Origin of the sequence: Methylobacterium trifolii (genome assembly GCF_022179685.1) — a bacterium.
In the GTDB taxonomy this organism is placed as follows: Bacteria; Pseudomonadota; Alphaproteobacteria; order Rhizobiales; family Beijerinckiaceae; genus Methylobacterium; species Methylobacterium trifolii.
Genome location: NZ_BPRB01000096.1, coordinates 1 through 12,796, shown reverse-complemented (window position 1 = coordinate 12,796; position 12,796 = coordinate 1). Strand labels below are relative to the sequence as shown.

The following is a 12,796-nucleotide window of genomic DNA, read 5'->3' as shown; positions in this document are numbered from 1 at the left end:
CACGGCCTATCGCAGCATCCGCGAGAGCCGGCACCACTCTCCCTTGTCGGCGGGCAGCCCGAACCGGAGCTGCGACGGCCGCTCGGCGAAGCGCCGAACGTAGATCCCGGCCTCGCCGAGGCGCCGGAACAGGGCAGGCCCGTCCGGGAAGGCGGCGGTGCGGAACAGCCGCGTGCCTCCGATGAGCGTGCCGCCGGCGCGCGCGATCATCCGGTCCAGCCGGGCGGCATCCCCGGCTCGCGCGGCGGCGTTCGCCGCAAGCCAGGGCCGGTCGGCGAGCGCCGCGCGGCCGATGGCGAGCGCCGGCCCGGACACCGCCCAGGGTCCGAGCGCCGCGGCCAGTGCCGCCGCCCGCTCGCTGTCAGCCACGGCGAAGCCCAGGCGCAGGCCGGCGAGCCCGAAGGTCTTCCCGAAGGAGCGCAGAACCACGAGGCCCGGCCCGACCTGCGGGCACACGCTCTCGACGGGCTCGAAATCGGCGAAGGCTTCGTCCACCACCAGGAAGCCGCCGCGCGCCTGAAGCGTTTCCGCCAGGGCCAGCAGCGCCTGCGCAGGCCGGACCCGGCCATCGGGGTTGTTCGGGTTGACCACCACCGCGACCCGCGCGTCGCCCACCCCGGCGATGTCCGACACGGGGCGGACCGTGTGCCCCGCCCGCCCCCAGGCGGCGGCATGCTCGGCATAGGTCGGACCGACCACGGCCACGTCGCACGGGGCCATGAGCCGCGGCAGCGTCTCGATCAGGATCTGCGTGCCGGGCGCGGGCACGATCCCGGCGGCAGTGGGCGCGCCGTAGGCCCGCGCGGCGGTCTCGCGCAGGGCGGCGTGGTCGGCCGCCGAGGGCAGGCGCTGGAACAGGCTGGAATCGAGGGGCGGACAGGGATAGGGGACCGGATTGATCCCCGTCGAGAGGTCGATCCAGGGTTCGAGCGCCCCCGGAAACAGCGCTCGCGCCTGGTCGAGGTCGCCACCATGGGCGACGGGCGTGCCCCCCTCCCCCCGAGCAGAATGTCCTGGACCGCCCTGACTCATCCGCCCGACACGCTCGCCATCCTCGCCCTCGCCCTCGCGATCGAGGCGGCGGCCGGCTATCCGGACGCGCTCTACAAGGCGCTCGGCCACCCTGTCACCTGGATCGGCGCCCTGATCGGCCGGCTCGACGGATGGCTGAACCGCGGCAGCGATCGTGCGCGCCGGGTGAAGGGCGTCGCGGCGCTCGTCCTGCTGGTCGGCGTGGTTGCGGCGGCGTCCTTGGGGCTGACGGTCCTCGCCGCGCTCACCGGGCCCATTGCGGGCATGCTCGCGATTGCCCTCCTCTGTGCCACGCTGCCGGCGCAGCGCAGCCTTCACCGGCACGTGGCGCGCGTGGCCGAGGACCTGCGCGGGCAGGGGCTGGTTGGCGGCCGGGTGGCGGTGTCGATGATCGTCGGGCGCGATCCTGAGACCCTGGACGAGGCCGGCATATGCCGGGCCGCGATCGAGAGCCTCGCCGAGAATTTTTCCGATGGGATCGTGGCGCCGGCCTTCTGGATCGGCCTCGCAGGGCTGCCGGGTGGTGCGGTCTACAAGGCCGTCAACACCGCCGACAGCATGATCGGCCACCGCACGCCCCGCCACGCCGCGTTCGGTTGGGCCGCGGCCCGCTTCGACGACCTCGTCAACCTGCCGGCCTCACGCCTCTCGGCCGCATTGATCCTGGCCGCCGCCACTCTTCACCGCAATGCCTCGGCCCGGGGCGCGCTGGCCGCGATCCGCAGGGACGCGGGACAACACCGCTCGCCCAATGCCGGCTGGCCCGAGGCCGCGATGGCCGGTGCCCTCGGGCTGCGGCTGGCAGGTCCCAGGGTCTACGGCGGCACGCGTGTCGCGGATGCCTGGATGGGCGACGGCCGGGCCGAGGCCGGCCCGGCGGACGTGGAGCGGGCCCTGGCCCTCTACCGCACCGCCTGCGCCATGCTCTGGGTCCTCACCGCCGCCGGTGCGGTGCTGATGCTCGCGGTCTGATCCGGTTCAGCGCCCCGCGCCGGAGGCGGCCGGGCTCTCGACGAAGTCGTGCACCGGGGGGCCGGCCGTTCGCCGCGCTGCGTCCCGCCGCAGGGCGGAGAGCACCACGAACATCAGGATGGCCCCGACCGTCAGGCAGGCGGAAAGGAAATACATCGGCGCGAAGGTGCTGCCGGTCCGGTCGCGGATGAACGGCACCGCGTTCTGCGAGATGAAGCCGCCGAGGTTGCCCACGGAGTTGATCGCGGCGATGCCGGCGGCCGCGCTCGCGCCCTTGAGGAAGGTCGCCGGCATCGACCAGAACACCGGCTGGGCCGAGAACACGCCGGCCGCCGCCACGCAGAGGAAGGCGAACTGCAGGCTCGGATACGGCACCACGACGCTGGCCGCGAGGGCGGCTGCCGCGATCAGGCCCGGGCCGGCCACGTGCCAGATCTGCTCTCCCGTGCGGGCGGAGTGGCGCGGCACCCACCACAGGGCGAAGGCCGTGACGATCCAGGGGATGATGTTGATGAAGCCGTTGGCGGTATTGGACACGCCGAAACCCTTCACCACGGTCGGCAGCCAGTAGCTCAGGCCGTAGGCGGCCAGCGGGAACGCGACGTAGACGGAGGCCAGCATCCAGACCCGCTTGTCGAGCAGCGCCTGGAACGGGTTGCCGTGCTCCACGTGCCCGCCCGTGTCGCGCTCGTGCTTCAGGGTGCGGGCGAGCCAGTCCCGCTGCGCAGGGGCGAGCCAGGGCGCCTTCTCCGGCCCGTCCGGCAGGATGCGGAGTACCACCACCGCCAGGACCAGGGCGGGCAGGCCGGTGGCGACGAAGACCCATTGCCAGCCCTTGAGGCCGAGCAGGCCGTCGAGGTCGAGGAGCGCGCCGCCGATGCCGGCGCCGACCGCGTTGGCCAGCGCGCTGGCGATCATGAACCAGCCGATCATCGCCGCCCGGTGGCTCTGCGGGAACCACAGGGTGAGGGCGAAGAGCACGCCGGGGAAGAAGCCGGCCTCGGCCACGCCGAGCAGGAAGCGCAGGACGTAGAACATCGCCGTGTTCTGGGTGAAGCCCAGCAGCACCGTGACGAGGCCCCAGGTCGCCATGATGCGGGCGAACCAGCGCCGCGCGCCGACCCGCTCCAGGAACACGTTGGCCGGCACCTCGAACAGGAAGTAGCCGAGGAAGAACAGGGACGCCCCGAGTCCGTAGACGCTCTCGGAGAGCCCCAGATCCCCGACCATCTGGAGCTTGGCGTAGGAGATGTTCTGCCGGTCGATATAGGCGATGAGGTACATCAGCCCGAGGAGCGGCATCAGCCGCAGGGTCACGGTCCTGACCGTCTCCCGCGACAGCCTGTCGTCGCCGGGCCTCGCCTCGAAGGGCCGGACATCGACGGGCCGGGTTGGGGCTTGCATCGCCACGGGCGTTCCTCGACCGGATCGCTGCGGCCTTCTCGACGGGGCCGCACTCGGACGAAAACCCTACGCGCGATCCCGGCCCTTGCCTACCGAGAGGCGAGGTCGAGAAGGCGGTCGCAATCGACATGCGCCTCGATGTGTCGCGCCAGCCCGTCGAGCACCCGCTCGATCCCGGCCTCGTAGGAGGCGCCGTCCGAGGTCGCGCCGAGGCGCGCGAGCCAGGCCGCGCGCTGCCGGTCGTCGGAGAACAGCCCGTGCACGTAGGTGCCGCAGACCAGCCCGTCCGGCGAGACCGCCCCGTCCGCGCGCCCGTCGGCGAACCGCAGCAGCGGGCGGCCGGCATCGGGCCCGCGCGTCTCGCCGACATGCATCTCGTAGCCGGAGAACGGGAGGTCGTCGGTGAGGCTTCGGCCGGTCACCGCCGCCAGCCGCTTCAGGGGGGTCATCACGGTCTCCACGTCGAGGAGCCCGAGGCCGGGCCGATCGCGCGGCGCCCCCTCGATGCCGTGCGGGTCGCAGAGCCGGCGACCGAGCATCTGGTAGCCGCCGCAAAGCCCCAGAACCCGGCCGCCGCGCCGGACATGGGCGCGGATGTCCACGTCCCAGCCCTGCGCGACCAGGAAGTCGAGATCGTCGATCGTGGTCTTGGAGCCCGGCAGCAGCACGAGCCCGGCATCCCCGGGGATCGCCTCGCCCGGCCGGACCAGCACCACCTCCACCGCCGGCTCGGTCCGCAGGGGATCGAGGTCGTCGAAGTTGGCGATCCGCGGAAACACCGGCACGGCGATTCTTTTGCAATCTCCCAAGCCCGGTGCGGACCCGATGAGACCGAGCACGTCCTCCGCCGGCAGGCGGGCGGCCTCGGGGAAGTGGGGGATCAGGCCCAGCGCCTGCCAGCCGGTACGCGCGGCGATCAGCGCCATGCCGTCCGAGAACAGGCTCGGGTCGCCGCGGAAGCGGTTGACGATGAAGCCGACGATCATCGCCGCGTCCTCGGGGTCGATCACGGCCTTGGTGCCGACGAGGCTGGCGATGACCCCGCCCCGGTCGATGTCGCCCAGCACCACCACGGGCGTTCCCGTGGCGCGGGCAAAACCCATGTTGGCGATGTCGCCACGGCGCAGGTTCACTTCCGAGGCCGAGCCCGCCCCTTCCACGAGGACGAGGTCGGCCTCCGCCGCCAATCGCGAAAAACTGTCCTGCACCGCCTCCATCAGCCGAGGCTTCCAGGCCTGGTAGTCGCGGGCCTTCACGGTCGCGACCATGCGGCCCTGCACGACCACCTGGGAGCCGACCTCGCTCTGGGGCTTCAGGAGCACCGGGTTCATGTGGACCGAGGGCGGCACGCCCGCCGCGCGCGCCTGGAGCGCCTGTGCCCGGCCGATCTCGCCGCCGTCCGCGGTGACGGCCGCGTTGTTCGACATGTTCTGCGGCTTGAACGGGCGTACCGCCAGGCCGCGCCGGGTGAAGGCGCGAGCGAGCCCGGCGACGATGAGCGACTTGCCGACGTCGGAGCCGGTCCCCTGGATCATCAGGGCACGGGTCATGAGGTGTGCGGGTGCATCAGAACTCGATGCCTTCCTGCGCCTTCACGCCTGCCGAGAAGTGGTGCTTCACGTTGCCCATCTCGGTGACGAGGTCGGCGGCCTCGATCAGGGCCGGCTTCGCGTTGCGGCCGGTCACGACGACGTGGAGGTCCGGTCGGCGGGCCTTGAGCGCCGCCACCACACGGTCGAGGTCGAGGTACTCGTAGCGCAGGGCGATGTTCAGTTCGTCCAGGACCAGCAGGCGGATGCTCGCGTCCGCCATCAACGCCTCGGTCTTCGCCCAGGCGTGCTCGCAGGCGGCGATGTCGCGGGCCTTGTCCTGCGTCTCCCAGGTGAAGCCCTCGCCCAGCGTGTGCCAGTCCACCCGATCGCCGAAGGCGTGGATCGCGTGCTTCTCGCCCGTGTCCCAACCGCCTTTGATGAATTGGACGATTCCGACCCGCCAGCCGCGGCCCAGTGCCCGCAGCATCAGGCCGAGGGCGGCCGTGGTCTTGCCCTTGCCGGGGCCGGTGTTGACGATGAGCAGGCCCTTCTCGATCGTCTTCTCCGCCACCTCCGCGTCCTGCACGGCCTTACGCTTGGCCATCTTCTCGCGATGTCGGTCGTCGTCGGTCATGCCCGGTCCCTGCTGGGTTTCACGATCATCGGCAGGCCCGCCACCATGAACACCACCCGGTCGGCCTGGGCCGCCAGTTGCTGATGCAGGCGCCCGGCCGCATCGCGGAAGCGGCGGGCCAGCGCGTTGTCGGGCACGATGCCGAGGCCGACCTCGTTGCCCACCAGCACCACCGGCCCCGGCGCCGCGGCGCAGGCCGCGCGGAGCGCCGCGCTCACCCCCTCCACGTCGGCCTCCGACAGGATCAGGTTGGTGAGCCACAGGGTGAGGCAATCGACCAGCACGGGGCCTGTCGCCTCGGCGACGGCCGCGGGCAGATCCAGGGGTACGTCCCGCGTGGTCCAGCCCGCGCCGCGCCGCGCCCGGTGGAGGGCGATGCGCGCGCGCATCTCGTCGTCCCAGGCCTGCGCCGTGGCGAGGTAGAGCCACGGCGCGGCCTCCCGCTCGATCAGGGCCTCGGCATAGGCGCTCTTGCCCGAGCGCGCCCCGCCGAGCACCAGGGTCGTCCGTGGGTCGGCCTGAAGCATGGGGCGTCCTTTGCCCGATGCGGCGATCATCCGTCAAAGCCTGTGAGAGCCGCGTTGTGCCCTTGCCCGCGACAGGCTAGAAGCGTTCGCAGACGGTGCCCCGGAGACGGGGTGAAAAGGGAATGCGGTGAGGGGAAACCCGATTCCGCGGCTGCCCCCGCAACTGTGAGCGGCGAGCTTCTGCCATCGGCCACCGGCGCGAGCCGGGAAGGCGGCAGGCGCGACGACCCGCGAGCCAGGAGACCTGCCGTCCCCCGCGATCCTCGAACGCCGCCGGCGGGGCGGCCGGAGTCCTTGCCCGATGACCACTTCGACCCAGACCTTCACCACGACCCGCACCAGCGAGGGCGCCAAGGCGATCCTCGTGGCCGCCTGCCTCGGCCTCGGCCTCGTGTTCCTGGCGGGGTTCTCCCCGGCCTCGGCGCTTCACAACGCGGCGCACGACTTCCGGCACACGCAGAACTTCCCCTGCCATTGACCGCGTCCGCATAGACGCATCCCCATGATCGTCCGGCTCCTGTCGGCGGCTCTGGTCGCCGGCTTCCTCGCGGCCGTCGTCGCGACCGGCCTGCAACTCGCCCTGACCTCGCCGCTGATCGTCGCGGCCGAGCGCTACGAGGGCAGGCACACCCATGCCGCAGGCCTTTCGGCGCCTCTGCCGATCGTGCTGGCGCATGCCCACGAGGGCTCAGAGCCTCACGGCGCAGCGCCCGAGTGGCAGCCGGCCGAGGGCCTGCCGCGCATGGCCTTCACGGGTCTCGCAACCCTCGTCGGCGGCGTCGGCTACGCCCTGATCCTCGGCGCGGTGATGCTCGCCTGCGGCCGGGAACCGAGCCCCGAGCGAGGCCTCGCCTTCGCGCTCGCCGGATTCGCCAGCGTCGCCCTGGCGCCGGCCCTCGGCCTGCCGCCGGAACTTCCGGGGAGCGAGGCGGCGCCGCTGGCCGCGCGCCAGGCCTGGTGGCTGATGACGGCAACCGCCACCGGCATGGGCCTGTACCTCATCCTGGTCCGCCGCGCGGCGATCACGATCTTTGGCGGCCTCGTCCTGATCGTGGCGCCGCACCTGGCCGGCGCACCGGAGGTCGCGGTCACGCAGAGCGAGTTGCCCGCGGGCCTCGCAGCGCAGTTTGCGGCCCGGTCGCTTGCTGTCGGCTTCGTGTTCTGGGCGGTGATCGGCCTCGCCTTCGGCTGGGCCTGGCAGCGCTTCGGCCGTGGGCGGGAGGCGGGCGCCCATGTCTGACGACGCGGTTCTCTACGTCTGCACCACCTGCCGCATGGAGGGCGACGCGCCGGACGGGCCGCGCGCCGGCGCGCGGCTCTACGATGCGCTGCGTGCGGCGTCGTCGCGCGAGGGCCTGCGGATCGAGCCGGTGGAATGCCTCTCGGTCTGCAAGCGGCCCTGCACCGTGGCGGTGGCCTCGGGCGACCGCTGGACCTACGTCTACGGCGACCTCGACCCGGTCACGTCGGCGCGGGTCATCCTCGACGGGGTCGGCCTCTATGCCGGCACGCCCGACGGCATCGTGCCGTGGCGCGAGCGGCCCCAGGAATTCCGCAAGGGCGTCGTCGCCCGCATCCCCCCGTTCCCGCCGCGCGCGGCCTGAGCCTTCGGCGAGAGTTACGATGAGCATCGTCCAGAAGATCCCCTGCACCATCGTCACCGGCTTCCTCGGGGCCGGCAAGACCACGCTGGTGCGCCACGTCGTTGAGAACGCGGGCGGTCGGCGGCTGGCGATCCTCGTCAACGAGTTCGGCGACGTGGGTTTCGACAAGTCGTTCCTGGCCGCCTGCGGCATCGAGGGCTGCACCGAGGACTCGATCGTCGAACTGCCCAACGGCTGCATCTGCTGCACGGTGGCCGACGACTTCGTGCCGGCGCTCAACGCCCTCCTCGACAGGCCCGAGCCGCCCGAGCACATCCTGATCGAGACCTCCGGGCTGGCACTCCCAAAACCCCTGGTCCAGGCCTTCCAGTGGCCGGCGATCCGCTCGCGGGTGACGGTGGACGGGGTCGTCGCGGTGGTCGACGGCCCGGCCGTGGCCTCGGGCGCCTTCGCCGAGGACCCGGCAGCGCTCGCAGCGCAGCGGGCGCAGGACCAGTCGGTCGACCACGACAATCCCCTGGAGGAGGTGTTCGAGGACCAGCTCCTCTGCGCCGACCTCGTCGTGCTCAACAAGTCCGACCTGCTGGACGCCGCAGCGCGGGCGCAGGTGCGCGCCGAGGTCGAGCGCCAGTTGCCGCGCGCCGTGAAGGTGGTGGAGACGGAGCAGGGGCGGATCGACCCGCGGGTGCTGCTCGGGCTCGGGGCCGCCGCCGAGGATGACCTCGACGCCCGGCCCTCCCACCACGGCGAGGGCGAGGACCACGACCACGACGACTTCGAGACCGTGGCGATCCCGGTGCGCACGGCGATCACGGCGGGCGACCTCGCCGCGCGGGTGGAGAAAGCCGCCGAGACCGCGGGCGTGATGCGCATCAAGGGCTTCGCCGCGGTCGAGGGCAAGCCGATGCGCCTCGTGGTGCAGGGGGTCGGCCGGCGCATCAGCCACCATTTCGACCGCCCCTGGCGCGGCACCGAGCCCCGCGACGGGACGCTGGTGGTGATCGGGCTCAAGGGATTCGACCGCGACGCCGTGGCCGCGGCGCTCGCCGGTTAGGCATCCGGGCACGCGCGGCATAGAGTGTTTCGCCCATTGAAGAAAACCGTCACGGGATGCTGGACCGCAAGACCGAACCGATGAGCGTGGAGGCCTTCTTCGCCTGGCAGGAGCGCCAGGTGGAGCGGTACGAACTCGTCGGCGGCCTGCCCGTCCGGATGATGGCCGGCGCCCGCAACGTGCACGACGACATCGTCGTCAACCTCGTCGCGCTGCTGCGCAGCGCCCTGCGCGGCAGCGGCTGCCGCCCCTTCACGGGCGACGGCAGCGTCGAGACCCTGCCCGGACAGGTCCGCCGGCCGGACGTCGGCGTCGATTGCGGGCCGCGCGACCCGAATGCCCTGAAGGCGGCCGAGCCTCGCCTCGTCGTGGAAGTGCTGTCGCCCACCACCCGAGACTTCGACGCCTTCGAGAAGCTCGCAGAGTACAAGGCGATGCCGGGCCTCGACCACGTCCTGCTGGTCGAACCGAACGCGGCCGAGATCCGCCTCTGGTCCTGCGACGCGGCCCGCGCCTGGGGTGAGACCCGCATCACTGGCCTCGACCGCAGCGTGGACCTGCCGGCCCTCGGCTTGAGCCTGCCCCTGGCCGAGATCTACGACGGCGTGGCCTTCCCGGCCCGTCCGCGCCTCGTCGCAGACGACGCGCCCGGCGGCACGGCGGCCTGAGCGGATGCACCTGATCCGCATCGACACGGTCTCCCTGGACGAGGGCGAGGCGGCCATCGACCTCGGGCAGGAGCCCGGCGACATCGTCTTCCTGTCGTTCACCGATTCCGACCTGCTCGGGATCGCGAACGCCGATGCGGCCGGCGGACCGGATCGTCCGACCCTGCGTCTCGCCAAGCTCGCGCGCCTGCGCCACCCGATGTCGGTGGACCTCTACGTAGACCGGGTGATCGCGGCATCGAAGATCGTCGTGATCCGCTGCCTCGGCGGCCTGGACTATTGGCGCTACGGCATCGAGCGCACCGCTACGGCGGCCCGCACCAACGGCGTCAAGCTCGCCATCCTGCCGGGATGCGACCGGCCCGACCCGCGCTTGAGCGCCTTCTCCACCGTCTCCCCGGACCTCGTGCAGGTGCTGGACGACTATTTCCGAGCGGGCGGCTCCGACAACCTCCGGCGGATGCTGGGCCGGCTCGCCGCCGAGATCGGCTGGCCGGTCGAGGCCGAGCCCCCGGCCCCCCTGCCCCGCGGCTTCCCCTGGTGCCCCGGCTGCGGGCCCCTCGACATGGCCACCGCCTTTGGGGCCGGGCGCTCGGTTCTGCCGCTTCAGGACGGGCGACACGCGAAAAATCCGCCGCTTGCCCTCGTGCTCGTCTACCGGTCGGCGGTGCTCGGCGGGGACAGCGCGCCGGTCACGGCCCTGGTCGCGGCCCTGCGGGAACGGGGCGTAAGCTCCCTGGTCGTGGCCGTGTCGAGCCTGAAGGACCCGGAGGCCGTCGCAGCCGTGCAGGAAGTGATCGCGGCCCGCACGCCGGACCTGATCGTCGCGGCAACCGCCTTTGCGGCACGCGAGGATGCGGGCTTCGTGCTCGACGCGGCCGACTGCCCGGTGCTGCAGGCCTTCACCATGGGCAGCCGGCAGGACGCCTGGGAGGCCTCGGCACGCGGCATGAACGCGGCCGACCTCGCCATGCAGGTCGCCCTGCCGGAATTCGATGGGCGGCTTTCGGGCTTCCCGATCTCGTTCAAGGCCGAGGCGGCGGAGGTCGCGGGCTTCTCGGAGCGACGTGCCGTGCCGTTCGCCCCCGGCATCGCGGCGTTGGCCGACCGGGCCGCCGGCTGGCTGCGGCTCGCCGGCACGCCTCGGGCCGCGCGCCGGATCGCCCTGGTCCTGTCGGACTATCCCGCCCGCGGCGGCCGGGCCGGCTTCGCGGTCGGCCTCGACACCCCGGACAGCGCCCGCGCGATCCTGTCCGACCTTGCGGAGGCGGGCTACCGGGCGCAGGCGCTCCCCGAGGCCACCGCACTGATGCGGGCGCTCACGGCCGGGCCGGCCACCTTTGCGGTGCCGCTGGCGGATTACGACACCTGGCTCGCCACGCTGCCGGATGAGGCCCGCGATACCCTGATCGGCCGCTGGGGCGAGCCGGCATCCGATCCGCTCTGCGCGGGCGGGGCTTTCCGGTTCCGCACGGTCGGTGTTCCCGCGTTCGATGCCGGCTCCGCGGTCTCGCCCGGCGGCGCCGCCCTCTTCCTCCAGCCCGACCGCGGCCGGGCGGGCGACCGCAAGGCCGGCTATCACGACCCCGACGAGCCGCCGACCCACGCCTATCTCGCCTTCCACCTCGGCCTGCGCCGGCACTTCGACGCCCTGGTGCAGCTCGGCACCCACGGCACCACGGAATGGCTGCCCGGCAAGGCGGTCGCCCTCTCGCCCGTGTGCTGGCCGGCCCGTGCGGTGGGCGGCCTGCCGGTGATCTACCCGTTCATCGTCGACGATCCGGGAGAGGCCGCGCCCCTCAAGCGCCGGCTCGGGGGCGTGGCCCTCGGGCACCTGACGCCGCGGACCGAAGGCGGCGGCCTCGATGCCGAGACCGCACGGTTGCGCGAACTCGTGGAGGAATATTCCGCTGCCAGCATACTCGACCCGCGCCGGGCCGACTTGATCGCGCGGGCGATCCTGGAGGACGCGGAGGCCGCCGGGTTCCTGGCAAGCGCCGGCATCACCCCCGACACGGCCATGACCGACGCGTTGGCAGCCCTCGACGCGCATCTCTGCGACCTCGGCGAGACCGTATTTCGCGACGGGCTGCACGTCTTCGGCCGCGCGCGCGAAGGCGCTTCGCCGGCCGAAGTCGCGAGCGCGGAGGGCGAGCGGGCCGGCCTTCTCGCGGCCCTCGACGGTCGCTTCGTCCCGCCGGGGCCGGCGGGCTCGCCCTCGCGCGGGCGCATCGACGTGATGCCCACCGGGCGTAACCTCACCACGCTCGACCCGCGGGCGCTGCCGACCCGCGCGGCCGCCATGCTGGGGGCCAAGGCGGCCGAGGCGGTGGTGCGGCGCTACCTCCAGGACGAGGGCGAGTATCCCGCCCGCATCGTCATGGACCTCTGGGCCTCGCCGACCCTGCGCACCGGCGGCGAGGACGTGGCCCACGCGCTCGCCCTGATGGGCGTGCGGCCGGTCTGGGACCATGCCAGCACCCGCGTCACCGGCTTCGAGGTTCTGCCGCCGGCCCTCCTCGACCGGCCGCGGATCGACGTGACCCTGCGGGTCTCCGGGGCCTTTCGCGATACCTTCCCGGACACGCTGGCCCTCCTCGACCGGGCCGCCCGCGCTGTGGCCGCCCGCGAGGAGGACGACGACGAGAACCCGCTCGCTGCCGCCCGGCGCCGGGGCGAGGGACAGGCCCGCGTCTTCGGGGCCGCCCCCGGCCGGTACGGAGCCGGTGCCGCGGCCACCGCACTCGACGGTGCCTGGGCCGGGCGGGACGACCTCGGCCGCGCGTATCTGGCCGCCAGCAGCCATGCCTACGGCGACGCGGAGGCCGCGGATGCGGGCTTCAGTGAGCGCGTCGCGCGGGCCGACGCCTACCTCCACGCCTTCGACGTGGCCGAACGCGACCTGTTGGACGGCGACGCGGCGGTCGACGCCATGGGGGGGTTCTCCGCCGCCGCCGCCCTCTCGGGCGGATCGCCCGCCCTCTACAGCCTCGACATCTCGGTGCCGGAGCGGCCGAAAGCCCGCACCGCCCGCGAGGACGCGGCGCGGCTGGTCCGCGGCCGGCTCTCGGACCCGCGCTGGATCGCGGGCCAACTCTGCCACGGCTACCGCGGCGCCCAGGAACTGGCGCAGGGGTTGGATGCGGTCTTCGTGCTCGCCGCGACCACGGACGCGGTGACTGATGCCGACTTCGACCGGCTTTATGCCGCCTGGATCGCCGATCCCGAGACATTCGACCGCCTGCGGGATGCCAACCCGGAAGCGACGCGTGCCATCCTGGAGCGCTTCGCGGAGGCGCAGGCGCGCGGTCTCTGGCACAGCCGCCGCAGCGCGTCGGCGGGCATCGCGTTGCGGCGGCTGTGCCAGAG

Annotated in this window: 12 protein-coding genes and 1 riboswitch; of the genes, 7 read left to right on the top strand and 5 right to left on the bottom strand. The window is 72.9% G+C overall.

Going from position 1 to position 12,796, the window contains the following annotated elements; all coding sequences use genetic code 11:
- Positions 1-6: 6 nt before the first annotated feature.
- Positions 7-1,032, bottom strand: a complete 1,026-nt coding sequence (gene cobD, locus COGEMETH_RS09660; RefSeq protein ID WP_238182368.1) for a threonine-phosphate decarboxylase CobD — start codon at positions 1,030-1,032, stop codon at positions 7-9.
- Between cobD and cbiB the strand changes: the two genes are divergently transcribed.
- A complete protein-coding gene (gene cbiB / locus COGEMETH_RS09655) occupies positions 1,009-2,004 on the top strand; it encodes an adenosylcobinamide-phosphate synthase CbiB (protein ID WP_238182367.1) in 996 nt (331 codons plus the stop codon). The genes cobD and cbiB overlap by 24 nt on opposite strands.
- Before the next feature lie 6 nt (positions 2,005-2,010).
- On the opposite strand, the gene COGEMETH_RS09650 is transcribed toward cbiB, so the two are convergent.
- The 4 genes from COGEMETH_RS09650 to cobU form a co-directional block, all read right to left on the bottom strand.
- Entirely contained in the window at positions 2,011-3,306 is a 1,296-nt protein-coding gene (locus COGEMETH_RS09650) for an MFS transporter (protein WP_238182383.1), read from the bottom strand.
- Positions 3,307-3,497: 191 nt separating this feature from the next.
- Positions 3,498-4,958: a cobyric acid synthase gene (locus COGEMETH_RS09645; protein ID WP_238182366.1), complete on the bottom strand. Its 1,461-nt coding sequence runs from the start codon at positions 4,956-4,958 to the stop codon at positions 3,498-3,500.
- Between the two features lie 16 nt (positions 4,959-4,974).
- Complete coding sequence (gene cobO / locus COGEMETH_RS09640; protein ID WP_238182365.1) at positions 4,975-5,574, bottom strand: cob(I)yrinic acid a,c-diamide adenosyltransferase; 600 nt, start codon at positions 5,572-5,574, stop codon at positions 4,975-4,977.
- On the bottom strand, positions 5,571-6,101 hold the full coding sequence (cobU, locus tag COGEMETH_RS09635) for a bifunctional adenosylcobinamide kinase/adenosylcobinamide-phosphate guanylyltransferase (RefSeq protein WP_238182364.1): 531 nt from the start codon (positions 6,099-6,101) through the stop codon (positions 5,571-5,573). The genes cobO and cobU overlap by 4 nt, the downstream gene beginning before the upstream one ends.
- A gap of 77 nt (positions 6,102-6,178) precedes the next feature.
- Positions 6,179-6,367: riboswitch (cobalamin riboswitch) on the top strand.
- Positions 6,368-6,402: 35 nt separating this feature from the next.
- Here cobU and COGEMETH_RS09630 point away from each other — a divergent pair.
- From COGEMETH_RS09630 to cobN, 6 genes are all read left to right on the top strand, one after another.
- Positions 6,403-6,579: a CbtB domain-containing protein gene (locus COGEMETH_RS09630; protein WP_238182363.1), complete on the top strand. Its 177-nt coding sequence runs from the start codon at positions 6,403-6,405 to the stop codon at positions 6,577-6,579.
- Positions 6,580-6,603: 24 nt separating this feature from the next.
- The gene (locus COGEMETH_RS09625; protein ID WP_238182362.1) at positions 6,604-7,341 is read left to right on the top strand and encodes a CbtA family protein; all 738 of its coding nucleotides are present in this window, start codon (positions 6,604-6,606) and stop codon (positions 7,339-7,341) included.
- A complete protein-coding gene (locus tag COGEMETH_RS09620; protein ID WP_238182361.1) occupies positions 7,334-7,705 on the top strand; it encodes a DUF1636 family protein in 372 nt (123 codons plus the stop codon). The genes COGEMETH_RS09625 and COGEMETH_RS09620 overlap by 8 nt, the downstream gene beginning before the upstream one ends.
- Before the next feature lie 19 nt (positions 7,706-7,724).
- A complete protein-coding gene (cobW, locus tag COGEMETH_RS09615; RefSeq protein WP_238182360.1) occupies positions 7,725-8,759 on the top strand; it encodes a cobalamin biosynthesis protein CobW in 1,035 nt (344 codons plus the stop codon).
- A gap of 56 nt (positions 8,760-8,815) precedes the next feature.
- Positions 8,816-9,427 carry a Uma2 family endonuclease gene (locus COGEMETH_RS09610; RefSeq protein WP_238182359.1) on the top strand — a complete coding sequence of 204 codons (612 nt, stop codon included), beginning with the start codon at positions 8,816-8,818 and terminating at the stop codon, positions 9,425-9,427.
- Between the two features lie 4 nt (positions 9,428-9,431).
- A partial coding sequence (gene cobN, locus COGEMETH_RS09605) for a cobaltochelatase subunit CobN (RefSeq protein WP_238182358.1) occupies positions 9,432-12,796 on the top strand: 3,365 nt, incomplete at its 3' end.

What these genes read in the sequence shown, in the direction of transcription:
- COGEMETH_RS09610 (WP_238182359.1), top strand. Translation starts at nt 8,816, where the DNA reads ATGCTGGACCGCAAGACCGAACCGATGAGCGTGGAGGCCTTCTTCGCC.
- COGEMETH_RS09650 (WP_238182383.1), bottom strand. Translation starts at nt 3,306, where the DNA reads ATGCCGCTCCTCGGGCTGATGTACCTCATCGCCTATATCGACCGGCAG.
- cobO (WP_238182365.1), bottom strand. Translation starts at nt 5,574, where the DNA reads ATGACCGACGACGACCGACATCGCGAGAAGATGGCCAAGCGTAAGGCC.
- cobW (WP_238182360.1), top strand. Translation starts at nt 7,725, where the DNA reads ATGAGCATCGTCCAGAAGATCCCCTGCACCATCGTCACCGGCTTCCTC.
- COGEMETH_RS09625 (WP_238182362.1), top strand. Translation starts at nt 6,604, where the DNA reads ATGATCGTCCGGCTCCTGTCGGCGGCTCTGGTCGCCGGCTTCCTCGCG.
- COGEMETH_RS09630 (WP_238182363.1), top strand. Translation starts at nt 6,403, where the DNA reads ATGACCACTTCGACCCAGACCTTCACCACGACCCGCACCAGCGAGGGC.
- cobU (WP_238182364.1), bottom strand. Translation starts at nt 6,101, where the DNA reads ATGCTTCAGGCCGACCCACGGACGACCCTGGTGCTCGGCGGGGCGCGC.
- cbiB (WP_238182367.1), top strand. Translation starts at nt 1,009, where the DNA reads ATGTCCTGGACCGCCCTGACTCATCCGCCCGACACGCTCGCCATCCTC.
- COGEMETH_RS09620 (WP_238182361.1), top strand. Translation starts at nt 7,334, where the DNA reads ATGTCTGACGACGCGGTTCTCTACGTCTGCACCACCTGCCGCATGGAG.
- cobD (WP_238182368.1), bottom strand. Translation starts at nt 1,032, where the DNA reads ATGAGTCAGGGCGGTCCAGGACATTCTGCTCGGGGGGAGGGGGGCACG.
- COGEMETH_RS09645 (WP_238182366.1), bottom strand. Translation starts at nt 4,958, where the DNA reads ATGACCCGTGCCCTGATGATCCAGGGGACCGGCTCCGACGTCGGCAAG.